Raw genomic sequence first — 13634 nt, 5'->3', positions numbered from 1 at the left:
CCGGCCATCTGTTAAAACACGTGCTCTTTTCTTTCTGATATTTCTGACTGCGTTGCCCATGCCTACCTTCTTTTCCGTCACTTCCACCGCGCTGCCTGACACCGCCGCCCCGGCTTCAACCCTGATCGAGTGGAAAGAAGCCGGCGTGGCGCATTCGGCGCTCTGGCGTTCCGAACGCGGCGCCGCGCCGCCCCGGCGCATCGTCGAGGCCGACGACACCATGGCCGCCGACACCGCCTACCGGCTGGCCTGCGAAGGCACCGGCCTGCTCTGGCGCGGCGATTTCCAGAACGCCCGGCAGATGGTGCAGGCGCTGGCCCGGCGCATCGACAAGCCGCCCAAGGCGTCCAAGCTGGCCCGGGTCGCGACCAAGAAAGCCGCCGACAACGCCATCTCCGGCGTGCCGGCTGGCCAGGATTTTCACCTGCACCGCCAAGCGCAGTCGCAGCGCGCTCGTGTGCTGGGCATGGTGCTGATCGAGTTTGGCGCTGACTACGGCGTTGAGCTGCGCCGTGCGCCCGATGCGAAACAAGCCTGCGCCGAAGCTTGGGGGCCGCCCGGCGAAGATGCCCAGCCCAGCGTGGCGTCGCTGCGCGAGTTGATGGGCGTGATCAGCGCGCACGAGTGGCGCAAGAAAGGTGTGGAAATCCCGGCCCTGGGCAAAGCGCCGAACAACCGCATCCACCCGCACTACGGCGTGTTTTCCCCGGTGCGCGGCGAGTACGTCGATCTGGTGGCCAACGCCCCCTTGCCCGTCAGCCCCGGCTCGAAGTTTGTCGCCTTTGACATCGGCACCGGCACCGGCGTGCTGTCGGCCGTGCTGGCGCTGCGTCCGGAAGTGGACCAGGTCGTCGCCACCGACCTAGACCCGCGCGCGCTGGCCTGCGCCCGTGAAAACATCTACCGGCTGCGCCTGCCGAACCCGGTCAAGGTCATGGAAGCCGACCTGTATCCCGAAGGGCTGGCGTCGGTCATCGTCTGCAACCCGCCGTGGCTGCCGGCGCGTCCCGGCTCACCGCTCGAAGGCGCGGTGTACGACGAAGACAGCCGCATGCTGCTCGGTTTCCTTAAGGGCTTGCCCGCGCACCTGGCGCCCGGTGGCGAAGGCTGGCTGATCCTGTCCAATTTTGCCGAGCAGCTGGGCTTGCGCACGCGCGCCGAGCTGCTCACCGCCATCAAGGCCAGCGGACTGAAGGTAGCGGGCCGTATCGACGCCAAGCCCGAACACCCGAAGGCGGCCGACACCAGCAACCCGCTGCACAAGGCGCGCGCCGCCGAAGTCACGTCGCTGTGGCGCCTGGTCGCGGCCTGAAGCGGCTTGAAGCTCCCCCTTTGCACGCTGGCGAGCCCGTGACCATCCTGCTCGCGCCCATGGAAGGGCTGCTCGACTTTGTGCTGCGCGACATCCTGACGCGGGTCGGCGGCATTGACCGCTGCGTGTCCGAATTCATCCGCATCACCGACCAGCTGCTGCCCGAGCGCGTCTTCACCCGCATCGTTCCCGAGCTGCACAACGGCAGCCGCACCCTGGCCGGCGTGCCGGTGCGCGCCCAGCTGCTTGGCTCCGACCCTGCCTGCCTGGCTGAAAACGCCGCGCGGCTGGCCGGACTGGGACCGGCCGGTATCGACCTGAACTTTGGTTGCCCGGCAAACATAGTGAACCGCCATGGCGGCGGCGCCTTGCTGCTGGAAACGCCCGAGATCATTTTCGACATCGTCGCCGCCGTGCGCCGTGCCGTGCCGGCCGACATGCCGGTGTCGGCCAAAATGCGGCTGGGTTTCAACGACGACTCGCGCGCGGTGGAGTGCGCGCTGGCGATTGCCGGCGGCGGCGCCGACGAGCTGGTGGTGCATGCCCGCACCAAGGCGCAGGCCTACCGCCCGCCAGCGTACTGGGAACGCATCGCCGACATCCGCGCCGCCGTGCGCATTCCGGTGGTCGCCAACGGTGAAATCTGGACGGTCCATGATGCGCGCCGCTGCCGCGAAGCCTCGGGCTGCGACATGCTAATGCTGGGGCGCGGCGTGGTCACTGATCCGGGGTTGGGGCTGGCGATCAAGGCGTCAATGAATGGCTCGGCAACGGATGCGCTGTCGGCAGGAATCGCCTGGCCCGAACTGCTGCCCTTGCTGGCCGAGTTCTGGCACGTCGTTTGCACCCGGCTGGACGCCCGCTCACGCGCCGGCCGGCTCAAGCAGTGGCTGAACTTTTTGCGCCGGCGTTTTCCCGAAGCCGAAATCGCTTACCAACAGATCAGGACGGTGAATGACCCGGCGCTGATCGATGCCTGGCTGGCGGGAATGCTGCAGGCGCAGTTTGTTGATGCCGCGTCATTACCCAAAGCAGCCGTTAAAGCTATCTCATCGGTTTGCGCGACAGCAGACTTCATTGGAAAAGTGTCATGACGTGTGTCAAGGGTGGCAGTACAACTGGAGGTTGTCTGACGGCGTCGCAGTCGCTTGGACCACGTGAACGGCGTGGCGTAAGAATTAAATTGGTGTTTTAACCAGCGTACCGCTTGTTTTTTCGCGTTAATTTTCTACAGGAGCGCCCATGAACTCATCGACCACCCAATCTACAGGCGTACAACCTGCTGATCCAGACCTTGCAGAGCAGGCAGTTCCCGGCCATGGTGTTCCATCCCAGGACCCGAACTCTGCAGCACAGGTTGCTCTCGATCCTGAGGAAGCCGAGCGGGAATCAAAGTCCGCCCTGATGGGGGGCGGGATCGTGGCCGGTGTGGCTACAGGTGCAGCCATTGGTGCTGTGGTTGCCGGTCCGGTCGGTGTCATGGTGGGAAGCACGATTGGCGCTGTTGCCGGCGCGCTCGGCGGCAGCGCTGCCGGTGGGTTGGCAAGTCCGGAAAGTACGACCAGCGCTGATGAGGCGCCAAAGGATGCCGAAGGCACCGATCGCAGCATCCCGCCACGCCCTTGACGACGGCGGATGTCAATAGGCCGGTCGCTGGTTGACGAGGGGCCGACGTTCCCTTAAAAAACAGGGTTTTCACGGGGAAAACATCAATGCACAGGCGAGAATTTTCACAGGCTGCCGCTGCCATGGCTGCCCTTGGCCTCTGGGGCCGGCAGCATGCGCAGGCGGCCGGACAGCTTGATGCAAAAAGGCCTCCGGTTGTCATGGGGAGCAATCTTTCCGGCCTTGAATGGGCCAAGCCTGGCCTGCGCCATGGCCTCAGTTCCGCGCCCAATATTCATTTCACGGTGCCGCGAAAAGCCGATGTGGCCTATCTGGCGTCGTGCGGTTTCACCAAGAACCGGCTGCCCATCCAGTGGGAACTGCTCCAGCCCATGCTGCCGGGCACCGTGGCGAATGCCGCTGCCCGGTCGCTGATTGGCGAACCTGGCGCCTTTCATGCGGGCTATGCGTCCTACATCACCGGATTGCTTGACGCGCATGCCGCTTCAGGCACGCGCTGCATCATCGACCTGCATAACTACGCGCGCTATCAGGACTTCGTCTATCAGCTTGACGGCTCGGTCATCGGCCTGAAGGCGGCGCGTGATTCCTTGCTTCGGCCCTACACGACCGACAGGTCGCAGATACAGCGGCGGATTTTTGCGCTGGCAAAGGGCGCCACCCTCACGCCGGCCCTGTTTGCCGATGTGTGGCGCCGCGCCGCGACGATGTGGAAAGACCATCCCGGCCTGGGCGGCTACGGGCTGATGAACGAGCCCCGCGAAATGCCAGAGCGGGGCAGCATCGTTGAAAGCACAAGAGGCCGCGACGACCTGATGATCCTGCCGGTGTTCATGCAGGCGGCCATTGACGCCATCCGCGCCATTGACAAGGAAACGCCGATTTACGTCGGTGGCAACGAATGGAGCAGCGCAGCCAGCCTGGCGACGAAAAACCCGGGTTATCCGCTGTCGGGAAGCGGGCTGATTTATGAAGTGCATGCCTACCTGGACCGGCGCAGCACCGGACATGCCTTTGACTGGGACACCGAATCGTCTCCCCGGACAATCGGCGGTGTGCAGGGCGCGCCGATCACCCGCAACACCGGACGCGAGCGGATCAGCTCGGCGGTGGACTGGGCCAGGGAGAAAGGGGTGAAGCTCGCGCTGGGTGAAATCGGCATGCCGGTCGATGACCCGCGCTGGGCCGACAGCTTCAGGAACACGATCGACCTGGCGCTGCAAAACGGTGTCGAGGTGTACAGCTGGATGGCCGGCAACCACTGGCCGATACGCAGCAATGCCTTGAACCATGTGGCCGGCTGGCACCAGAACAAAACGCTTGAGCCGCTGGTTTCAAGCGTCATGAAAGCGTCGGCCGGCATTGCGCAGGCCATGCTGTTCGACGACGGCCCGGGCCATGCACGCGCGGGCACGCCTGTCACCATCACGGTGTATGCCCGGGGCAACCTGGCCTGGCCCCTGCGCCTTGCGGTGACGGTCAAGGGACGGGGCAAGCTCAGCAAGGAGGAGCTGACGATTCCGGCCGGTCCGAACGGACAGGATTCCTTCAGCTACACGCCGGCTGAAAACCAGGTGGCCGTGCTGAGCTATGCCAGCCTGGGCCAGCCTTCCGTGCCGGTGCCGCCGTCGCGCAAGGTGTTCTCGCTGACCGACCCGGTGGCCCACGCGGCCACCAGCCTGGGCGACGCGGCCATGGCGATCATCGCCCGCTATGGCGCCTGCAAATGGGACATGGCCGACGGCCACACCGACTTCATGCTCGGCGCACCGGCAGCCAGCGGCCAGGTGGTGCGCGCCGTGTCCGACTCGGGCTACGGCTCAAACCCGGGCAATGCGATGGAAATGATCAACTGGATCAACACGGAAACCCCGGCCATGGGGAAAATGACGCTGCCGGTGCTGCGCGTGGCCAATGGCCGGAAAAGTTCGGTGCACCAAACGGACACCTTTGGCTTCTGGTGCAAGAAGTCGGTGCCGCAAGCCGGCGTGCGGCCCAATCCCGTCAACCGCGTTCCCTACAACATCGAGGACAGCTACTTTGCCATTGCCGCCGTCGGCATTGCTGCGCAAGACAGCAGCGGCCTGGTCTTTCAGGCGTCCGAGACAGAGGCCAGTCACGCCTGCGAACTGGCGTTTTCAAAGGGCCACCCTGTCGTCAGGTGGGAGGATGCCAAGGGCCGCAAGGTGGAACTGACCGGCCCCGACAAGCTGGCGCCGAACCGGTTGTCGGTGCTGTCCTTCACCTGCGCGCCCGAGGAACAGGCGCTGCGCATCAATTCGGCGCTGGTGGACAGCGCCAGCGCCACGTTTGCACCGGGCTATTTCAACCAGATGCTGATTGGCTGGGGTTTTCGCAGCTATTACCCGCAAGAGGGTTTCAGCGGCAACATTTATGCAGTCATCACCGGCAAGGGCGTTCCGTCGATGAGCGAGTTGGCCGTTTTGGAGCGGTATCTGCGCGGCTAGCGTCGCGCGCAGCGCAAGCAAACCAGATCAAACAGAGCGTGAAGCTGTTGGCGAACGAGCGGTAGAACCAGCAAGCCTTCGGCATCGTCGCCAGCCATCGATCAAGTACCCAAGGGCCCAGCGCAGCGATGGCCCGTCAGAGCGTTCAGATCTAACCCGCTCCCGCCCCCAGGGCAACTTTCTTTGGTGACTTTCTTTTTTGCCAGAAAAGAAAGTCACCCTCCGCCGGGCAGGCGCTCACCCCTAAAACCACAGAAGAACCCACCAAGCCAAAGGCAATCAACAAACGACGTAGTAATTAAATCGGAAGCGTTAGCAGTTACGAATTTTTGATAAAAAGTGGCTTTCGCGCAATACTGGCGGGCGCGAGCAGCTATTGAATATATAGCGGCAGCGCGTCACGCCATGCGCCCCTTGTTCGGCACGACCTGGCAGCCGGTGATGCGCCATGACTTGTCTTTTTGCCGCTGCACGCTGTAGAGCGCCAGCCAGGCGCTGCCGCTTTCATCGGTCAATTGCACCCGCTGGATCACCTGGCCATGATGGTCCTCGGGCTTGAGGAAAGCGGTGGAAGCGGGGCGGTAGATGGCCGGGTAGCTTTTGCGCACCATCTCCATGAAACGGCTGGCCGTGCCGACCGATGCGCGCACATTGGGGGCAGCGAACGAAAACGCGGCGGCGGCATCGTCCCGGGCCAGCGCTGCCAGTTGCGCCTCGACCACGGCGCGCACGCCTTTTTCATCGGCCTCTGTCATGGCCCATGAGGGCATTGGCGCCAGAAGCATGAAGGCCGCCGCCAGCCAGCCTGCCAAATGGGCAAGAAAAAGACGTGAGGAAAGCAGGCTGTTTTTCATGGTGACGCTTTTCATTAAGGCCCCGCAGATGCAGTCATTGCATCATGCCGCAAGCCTTGCTGAAAAGTACGCAGCGGCTTCGCAAACAGATTCAAGACCGTGCAACTCGCGCCTGCGTCCTACCCGGTCAAAGGGCTGCCAGGGCATGACCGGGCCAGGCGCTGGTGTTAAAAAGCAGCATTCCTACTTCACAGATGACTCGACATGGACAGCATCAGCAGCGCCGCATGGTATGCGCAACTCGCCAAACCCTTTTTTGCGCCGCCCGCCTGGATTTTTGGCCCGGCCTGGACCGTGCTGTACATCGTCATTGCCATCAGCTTTGGCTTTGTGCTGGTGCAGACGCTCAGGCGGCGGCTGCCCTTCGCGGTTTTGCTGCCCTTCATTCTGAACCTGCTGTTTAACGCCGCCTACACGCCGATCCAGTTCGGCCTGCGTAACAACTCGCTGGCAAGCGTTGATATCCTGCTAGTGTTGGGCACGCTGGTCTGGGCTATGGCAGTTATCTGGCGGCGGGTGCGCTGGGTGGCGCTGGTGAACATTCCCTACCTGCTGTGGGTGGCGTTTGCCACGGTGCTGCAACTGAGCATCACCTGGCTGAACCGCTGAAAATCCGCCGAACCCGCCAGCGTCGCCGGCCATGACATCGAGTTTTTTCAGCGCCCGCCGTCTGCCCCGTGCGCTGTGGGCGGTGGCCACGCTGGCCATCGCGGCCACCGCCGGCCAGGCGGCATGGCGCATCAAGCAAGCCGCCGAGCTGGCGCGTCAGAGCGAGCCGCTCCAGGTGTCGCCAGCCGGCGCCACGGCCAGTGTGCTGATTGCCGGCGACAGCACGGCGGTCGGTACCGGCGCGACTTCAGCCGCTCACAGCGTGGCCGGCCTGATCGCCAGCAACCATCCCCGCTTGCGCATCGTCAACCGCGCCACGGACGGCGCGCGGTTTGCCGACATTGCCCGCCAGCTGGAAGGCGGCGAGCGCTTCGACGCGGTGCTGGTGCTGGGCGGCGGCAACGACGTGATTCGCCTGACCGCTCAAGACGCGCTGGAGCAGGACATTGCCAGGGTCGCCCGAATGGCCGCTGCCCGCGCGCCGCTGGTTGTCATCATGCCGCCCGGCAATGTCGGAAATGCGCCGTTTTTCATGGCGCCGCTGTCATGGCTGATGGCGCGGCGCTCCCGCGCGATGCACCGTCTGGTGCGCCAGGCCGCCGCAGACCACGGCGCCCTCTATGTCAGCCTGTACAAGGAAAAGGCCGACGACCCGTTCGCGCAGCGGCCCGATGAACTCAACGCCCGCGATGGCCTGCACCCCAGCGACGCCGGCTACCGGCTGTGGCATGACGCGCTCAATGCACAGGCGGGGCTGGACAGCCGGCTGGCGGCGCTGGCAGGTGTCACAGGCGGGAACTAAAATCCATCCTTGTGGCGGCCATGATGACCTTGGCGGCCCGGACAGCGGCACTGTCCCGAACTTTATTTTTACTTTTTATTGGCAAACGCATGTCCCTCCAGATCATTGAAGCGCAGACCGGCGAAGACCCCGTCGCCACCATTCTCATCCTGCACGGCCTGGGCGCCGACGGGCGCGACTTCGTGCCGATTGCCGAGCAGCTTGACCTGTCCAGCATCGGGCCAGTGCGCTTCTTGTTTCCCAGCGCGCCGCACATGCCGGTGACGATCAACGGCGGCTACACCATGCCGGCCTGGTACGACATTTTGGGCGCCGACCTGGTCAGCCGCCAGGACGAAGCCGGCATGCGCCAGACGCAGGCGTCGATGGAAGCCATCATCGCCAACGAAAAAGCGCGCGGCATTGCGGCCAAGCGCATCGTCGTCGCCGGTTTCTCGCAAGGCTGCGCCATGGCGCTGATGGCCGGCCTGCGCCACACCGAGCGGCTGGCCGGCATTGCAGGCCTGTCGGGCTATTTGCCGCTGGCTGAAAAAACCGCCGCCGAAGGCAGCGCTGCCAACCGGGACGTGCCGATCTTCCTGGCCCACGGCTCGCGCGACGGCGTGGTCGCGCTTGAGCGCGCCGTGGCCACGCGCGATGCGCTGACCGCGCTGGGCTACCCGGTCGAATGGCATGAATACCCGATGGAGCATTCGGTCTGCCCGCAGGAAGTGGCCGACCTGCAGAAATGGCTGCTGCGCGTGCTCGCCTGAGCCGGTTTTTAATGAAATAGGCCGTTTGCGCATGATGGGTGTGCGTCGGCAGCTCCTGAAAATATAGCAAGTAAAGCCACCGCAAGTTGCCCAAACCATTCTGCCCGGCGCTCAGCCGGCTTTTTGGCATGGGCTGGCGAAGCCTGTTGGCCGCAGGCAAACAACCCGCGACAACGCAAAGCACCCGCCTGTGATAACTTCCACGCCATTCCCAAGAATCCGAGAGAACACTGTATGACCCCATTGCAGGCCAACGCCGACGCAATTTTGCAACAACGCCTGAAGGCATTGACTCCCCAGCAGCTCAAGGGCATGCGCCGGGGCATTGAAAAGGAAAGCCTGCGCGCCCAGCCCAATGGCGCTCTAGCGCTGACGCCGCACCCCGCCGCGCTCGGTTCGGCCCTGACGCATCCGAGCATCACCACCGACTTCAGCGAGTCGCAGGTCGAGTTGGTCACCAGCGCCCATGCCAGCCCAGAAGTCGCGCTGGAAGAACTTACGCAGCTGCACCAGTTCACCTACCACGCGTTAAAGGAAAACGGCGACGAAATGCTCTGGGTGTCGAGCATGCCCTGCGGCCTGCCGACCGACGAAACCATTCCGATTGCCCGCTTTGGCTCGTCCAACGTCGGCCGCGCCAAGAGCGTGTACCGTATGGGCCTGTCGCACCGCTACGGCCGGCGCATGCAGACCATCTCGGGCATTCACTACAACTGGTCGCTGCCCGGCGTGAGCAGCGAGCAGTATTTCGCGCTGATCCGCAATTTCCGCCGCCATGCCTTCCTGCTGCTCTACCTGTTCGGCGCCTCGCCGGCGGTGTGCTCGACCTTTGTCGCCGGCCGCCAGCATGAACTGCAGGCGCTGACCGACACCACCATGTACATGCCGCACGGAACCTCGCTGCGCATGGGGCGCCTGGGCTATCAAAGCGATGCGCAGGCGTCGCTGGCCGTCAGCTACAACAGTTTGGAGGGCTATGCCGCGTCGCTGCAAGACGCCTTGAGCCGGCCTTATCCGGCCTATGAAAAGGTCGGCATCCGCAATCCGGGTGGCGACTACAACCAGCTGGCGACCACGCTGCTGCAGATCGAAAACGAGTTCTACGGCACGATTCGCCCCAAGCGCGTGATTCGCCAGGGCGAGCGTCCGCTGCATGCGCTGCGCGAGCGCGGGGTGGAATACATCGAGGTGCGCCTGATGGACCTCGATCCGTTCGAGACGGTGGGCATCAACGCGCAGACCATGCGTTTCATCGACGTGTTCCTGCTGCACTGCCTGCTTTCCAGCAGCCCGCCCGACACGCCGGCCGAAATCAACGAACTCAAGCACAACCAGCATCAGACGGCGGCGCGTGGCCGCGAACCCGGTGTGATGCTCAAGCGCCAGGGCGCCGAGGTGCTGTTGGCCGAGTGGGGTGGGGAACTGCTGGCCGAATGCGCGCCAATTGCCGCCGCGCTCGATGCCGAATTCGGCGGCACCCAGTACCAGGACGCGCTGGCCGCAGCCGGCATGGGGCTGGCGGATGCCGACACGCTGCCCTCGGCCCGAGTGCTCAAGGCCATGGCGCAGGACTTCGACAATTCCTTCGTGCAGTTCGTCAAGGCCCAGTCGCTGAAAACCCAGGCTGCCTTGCAAAGCCTGCCCCTAACCGACGAACAACTCGCGCTTTTCACCGACATGAGCCAGCGCTCCGTCCAGGCGCAAAAGGACATTGAAGCAGCCGACAGCATGCTGTTCGAGGACTACCGCAAGCAGTATGTGTCGCCTGAATGTCTGCAGGTGCGGGTGCGCGAAGCGGTGCACGGCTGAGCCGGAGGGTTACAGCGGGCCTTGGAATTGAAGCAAAGCCTCTTCGCGCCAATAAGCCGCCGCGCTGTAAAAACCCTCCCACACGCAGCCATTGCAGCCGCGCCCGCAGCAGCTTGTGGGTTCCGGCGGCGGACTGCGCAGTGCGATGTCGGCATCCAGGGCGCGCTGCTGCAATAGGCTGAACTGCCTGTGCCAGTCCTCGCGGCTGGCAGGCAGGCGCAGACTCTCAAACTCAAGCATGGCTTGGTGGGGAGCGTTCAGTGCTTGCGCTGCGCCGACATGCGCCGCTTGACGTACAGCCCCAAGAAGGCGCAGCCCAGCACCAGCGCGAACCAGCCGACCAGCGACGCCTGGGCGACGATGCCCTGCATGCCGGGCGAAGTGATGAAGTAGGGCGACACCAGCACGCCCAGCCCGATCAGGACGCACAGCACGCCTTTGAGCAGCAGGTCGCTGTTGGCCTTTTTGTCAGCCAGGCGGGTGTTGGGATTGTTGGGTCGGCGGGTGGGGGCATTGGGTAAAGGCATGCGCCGGATTTTCCCCTATTCGCATGGCCTCCCCAGGCCGCCGCACGGACCCGCTTCTGAAAAGGTGACAATTCGCCATTCGGTGCCGGGCGGCTGGCAATAAAAAGCCAACCGCCGCCTCGGCTGCAATCACGCAGCCTTGCATGCACCCGCAACCCAAGAAAGAAACATCCCGATGGCCATCCAGTGGTTTCCCGGTCACATGCACCTGACCAAAAAAGCTATTGCAGAGCGCATCAAGGAAATTGATGTGGTGATCGAACTGCTCGACGCCCGGCTGCCCGGCTCCAGTGCCAACCCGATGCTGGCCGGGCTGACCGGCGCCAAGCCCACGCTCAAGGTGCTGAACAAGCAGGACCTGGCCGACCCGGCGCGCACCGCGCTCTGGCTGGCGCACTACAACGCCCAGCCCGGCACGCGCGCCATCGGCCTGGACGCGAGCATGAGCACGCCGGCCAAGGCATTGATCGAGGCCTGCCATGCCTTGGCGCCGACGCGCGGCAGCATGGTCAAGCCGATGCGCGTGCTGATCTGCGGCATTCCCAATGTCGGCAAATCGACGCTGATCAACACGCTGACCGGCAAGCGCGCGACCAAGACCGGCGACGAGGCCGGCATCACCAAGGTCGAGCAGCGGCTGGTGCTGGCCGACGGCTTTTACCTGTGGGACACGCCCGGCATGCTGTGGCCGCGCATCATCGTCGCCAAGAGCGGCTACAACCTGGCCGCCAGCGGCGCGATCGGCCGCAATGCGTTTGAAGAGGAAGAGGTCGCGCTGGAACTGCTTGACTACCTGATGCACCACTACCCGGCCATGCTGGAGGCGCGCTACAAGGTCGAGATCACGCCGCAAACCACCGACGAGCTGCTGCTGGAGGAAATTGGCCGCAAGCGCGGCGCGGTCTTGTCCAAGGGCCGCATCAACCTGCAAAAGGCCGCCGAAATCGTGATCTATGAATTTCGCGCGGCCACACTGGGCCGCATCACGCTGGAAACGCCCGAGGAGTTCGACATGGCGCTGGTCGCCGGGCAATTGCTCGATGCCGAGCGGCAGGTGAAAAAAGACAAGATCGAGACCGACCGCCTGATCAGGCAAAAGAAACTCCCCCGGCCGGTCAAGTTCGGTTCGCGGTAAGCAGCCTGCGGGCAGCAGGTCCGGTCCACCACCGAAAGTCGCCTTTGCCCGCCGGAGAAAGCCGCAACCGCCATGCTGTTGGCGGCTACAGAAGGACGCGATGCAATCCGACAGCGCAAGCCCTGCAACTTCTCTACGATGAATATCGCATGCATTAACTTGAGGTAGCCTTGATGAGCAAAGTGACAGCGGTCGAAATCAGCGCCAGCAGTACCACTGGTTTTGACGACGCGATCAACCGTGGCATTCACCAGGCCTGCCCGGGGCTGCGCGACCTGCGCAAGCTGCACAGCACCTGTGTCAATGACCAGCAGATTTGTGTTGAAAAAGGCCATCCCGCCAGCTACCGGGTAAGCCTGCAGGTCACTTTCATGCAGGACAGCGAAGGATAACGCGCCGCTTGCTGGAGTTACTATAAAAAGCATAGCTGACTTGGTAGTTGCTGCCTGCGCAAAAGGCTGTTTTGGTTGATATATTTGGCATGGCGCGTCTGGCACCTTGGCCCAAGACAGTGGCACGAACTGTCTGACGCGAAGGCGCGACACTGGTTGGCTGCATCGCCCCGCCAACTTGTCTAACTTGTCCTTATGCAGGCGTCCATGAAATCCGCAGCAGCAACAGGGGAAAGCGCATGACTCAGCAACCAGCTCCATCGCCCGCCGGCCGCATGAATCAATCCACGGGACCGGCTTCAAAAACCGCATCCGGATCGGCCCCTGAGGTCAACGCCGACAGCCAGTCGGTCGCGGGCGAGGAAGACCCGGGCGCCGCGCTGGACATGTCCGGCGCTTTGCCGCCCAAGCCGTTCGTCGTCACGGTTCCCATGCCAACGGGCAGCGTGAACCCGGGCGACGAAGCGCCTGAAGGAACGCCCGGGACCGGCGAAGGACTTTGCCGCGATTGCGGTGGTTCCGGCCGAGTGGGTGATGCGGCTTGTCCATCCTGCAGGGGCAGCGGCATGGTCATTGTCGGAATCGGCGGGGCGTGACGGCCTTTGGCGCCCGGCTTTGCCGCTTGTCAATTCACTCTTTAACCTTGTTAACAAAGGACGTCCCATGAACTCGATCACCAGTGCCTTCATGCCCAATGCCACCAACATGATCCGGCTGGACCATACCCATACGATGGCCACTTTTCACCAGTACAAGGCCGGCACCAAGCCGCAGGTCAAGCGCGGACTGGTCAACACCGTCTGCCTGGCGCTGGAGGTGCATGCGCAGCTGGAAGAAGAAATTTTCTATCCCGCCGTTCGCGAAGTCAGCAACAGCGAGGCGATCAAAAAAGCGCTTCCCGAGCATGCCGAGATGAAGCGCCTGATCGCCTTGCTGCGCGACATGGAGCCTGAGGACGTGCGCTATGACGACACGTTCATGGAATTGATGCGCGACGTGATTCACCATGTGGCCGACGAAGAAACCCTGATTCTTCCCGAAGCCGAGCGGTTGCTGCAGGACCAGCTCGGCGAGCTGGGCGCCAGGATGATGAAGCGTCGGCTCGAACTGGTGGCGCCGCGCACGGCGGACATCGCGGTAAACATGGCGCGCGCCATGCCCGCGCCGTCGATTGCCATGCTCGCGGGCGCCACCTTTGCCGGTGTGCTGCTGGGCAGGCGCCTGATGCGCCACTGACGCGCGAGCGCATTGCAGGCAGCGCTTTCGGGCGCGGCAAGCGCGGGCCGGCAACCTGACGGATGAATAGGTCGCAAAGACGGAAAGTTGTGTACGCTAGCGCACATATGAA

General features: G+C 63.7%; 15 protein-coding genes. 12 read left to right on the top strand and 3 right to left on the bottom strand.

The window, feature by feature from the left end; all coding sequences use genetic code 11:
• Window positions 1–58 precede the first annotated feature (58 nt).
• The 4 genes from ACP7AD_RS03585 (at window position 59) to ACP7AD_RS03570 (ending at window position 5406) form a co-directional block, all read left to right on the top strand.
• Window positions 59–1312, top strand: a complete 1254-nt coding sequence (locus ACP7AD_RS03585; RefSeq protein WP_426144482.1) for a methyltransferase — start codon at window positions 59–61, stop codon at window positions 1310–1312.
• A gap of 38 nt (window positions 1313–1350) precedes the next feature.
• Entirely contained in the window at window positions 1351–2406 is a 1056-nt protein-coding gene (locus ACP7AD_RS03580) for a tRNA-dihydrouridine synthase (protein WP_426144483.1), read from the top strand.
• A 148-nt stretch (window positions 2407–2554) separates the two neighbouring features.
• A complete protein-coding gene (locus tag ACP7AD_RS03575) occupies window positions 2555–2938 on the top strand; it encodes a hypothetical protein (protein ID WP_426144484.1) in 384 nt (127 codons plus the stop codon).
• A gap of 200 nt (window positions 2939–3138) precedes the next feature.
• Window positions 3139–5406 carry a glycoside hydrolase family 5 protein gene (locus tag ACP7AD_RS03570; protein ID WP_426144485.1) on the top strand — a complete coding sequence of 756 codons (2268 nt, stop codon included), beginning with the start codon at window positions 3139–3141 and terminating at the stop codon, window positions 5404–5406.
• Between the two features lie 398 nt (window positions 5407–5804).
• On the opposite strand, the gene ACP7AD_RS03565 is transcribed toward ACP7AD_RS03570, so the two are convergent.
• The gene (locus tag ACP7AD_RS03565; RefSeq protein WP_426144486.1) at window positions 5805–6260 is read right to left on the bottom strand and encodes a DUF4864 domain-containing protein; all 456 of its coding nucleotides are present in this window, start codon (window positions 6258–6260) and stop codon (window positions 5805–5807) included.
• A gap of 204 nt (window positions 6261–6464) precedes the next feature.
• On the opposite strand from ACP7AD_RS03565, the gene ACP7AD_RS03560 reads away from it, so the two are divergent.
• The 4 genes from ACP7AD_RS03560 (at window position 6465) to gshA (ending at window position 10232) form a co-directional block, all read left to right on the top strand.
• Window positions 6465–6869 (top strand): TspO/MBR family protein, encoded by a 405-nt coding sequence (locus ACP7AD_RS03560; protein ID WP_426144487.1) that lies wholly within the window; start codon window positions 6465–6467, stop codon window positions 6867–6869.
• Window positions 6870–6900: 31 nt separating this feature from the next.
• Window positions 6901–7671: an SGNH/GDSL hydrolase family protein gene (locus tag ACP7AD_RS03555; RefSeq protein WP_426144488.1), complete on the top strand. Its 771-nt coding sequence runs from the start codon at window positions 6901–6903 to the stop codon at window positions 7669–7671.
• Window positions 7672–7760: 89 nt separating this feature from the next.
• The gene (locus ACP7AD_RS03550; protein WP_426144489.1) at window positions 7761–8423 is read left to right on the top strand and encodes an alpha/beta hydrolase; all 663 of its coding nucleotides are present in this window, start codon (window positions 7761–7763) and stop codon (window positions 8421–8423) included.
• Window positions 8424–8657: 234 nt separating this feature from the next.
• Window positions 8658–10232 carry a glutamate--cysteine ligase gene (gshA, locus tag ACP7AD_RS03545; RefSeq protein WP_426144490.1) on the top strand — a complete coding sequence of 525 codons (1575 nt, stop codon included), beginning with the start codon at window positions 8658–8660 and terminating at the stop codon, window positions 10230–10232.
• 9 nt (window positions 10233–10241) lie between these two features.
• On the opposite strand, the gene ACP7AD_RS03540 is transcribed toward gshA, so the two are convergent.
• Window positions 10242–10472 carry an oxidoreductase-like domain-containing protein gene (locus tag ACP7AD_RS03540; RefSeq protein ID WP_426144491.1) on the bottom strand — a complete coding sequence of 77 codons (231 nt, stop codon included), beginning with the start codon at window positions 10470–10472 and terminating at the stop codon, window positions 10242–10244.
• A 17-nt stretch (window positions 10473–10489) separates the two neighbouring features.
• The gene (locus ACP7AD_RS03535; protein WP_426144492.1) at window positions 10490–10759 is read right to left on the bottom strand and encodes a hypothetical protein; all 270 of its coding nucleotides are present in this window, start codon (window positions 10757–10759) and stop codon (window positions 10490–10492) included.
• Window positions 10760–10934: 175 nt separating this feature from the next.
• Between ACP7AD_RS03535 and ylqF the strand changes: the two genes are divergently transcribed.
• The 4 genes from ylqF to ACP7AD_RS03515 all read left to right on the top strand — a co-directional run bounded on the left by ylqF (window position 10935) and on the right by ACP7AD_RS03515 (window position 13522).
• On the top strand, window positions 10935–11894 hold the full coding sequence (gene ylqF, locus ACP7AD_RS03530) for a ribosome biogenesis GTPase YlqF (protein WP_426144493.1): 960 nt from the start codon (window positions 10935–10937) through the stop codon (window positions 11892–11894).
• A gap of 173 nt (window positions 11895–12067) precedes the next feature.
• On the top strand, window positions 12068–12286 hold the full coding sequence (locus tag ACP7AD_RS03525) for a dodecin family protein (RefSeq protein WP_426144494.1): 219 nt from the start codon (window positions 12068–12070) through the stop codon (window positions 12284–12286).
• 239 nt (window positions 12287–12525) lie between these two features.
• The gene (locus ACP7AD_RS03520) at window positions 12526–12882 is read left to right on the top strand and encodes a hypothetical protein (RefSeq protein ID WP_426144495.1); all 357 of its coding nucleotides are present in this window, start codon (window positions 12526–12528) and stop codon (window positions 12880–12882) included.
• A 67-nt stretch (window positions 12883–12949) separates the two neighbouring features.
• Window positions 12950–13522 carry a hemerythrin domain-containing protein gene (locus tag ACP7AD_RS03515; protein ID WP_426144496.1) on the top strand — a complete coding sequence of 191 codons (573 nt, stop codon included), beginning with the start codon at window positions 12950–12952 and terminating at the stop codon, window positions 13520–13522.
• The last annotated feature ends 112 nt before the right edge of the window (window positions 13523–13634 follow it).

It is taken from the genome of Polaromonas sp. DSP2-3-2b2, from assembly GCF_049895905.1.
GTDB lineage: Bacteria > Pseudomonadota > Gammaproteobacteria > Burkholderiales > Burkholderiaceae_C > Polaromonas.
The sequence above is the reverse complement of the archived record's forward strand: the minus strand, read 5'-3'. Positions and strand labels throughout refer to the sequence as shown.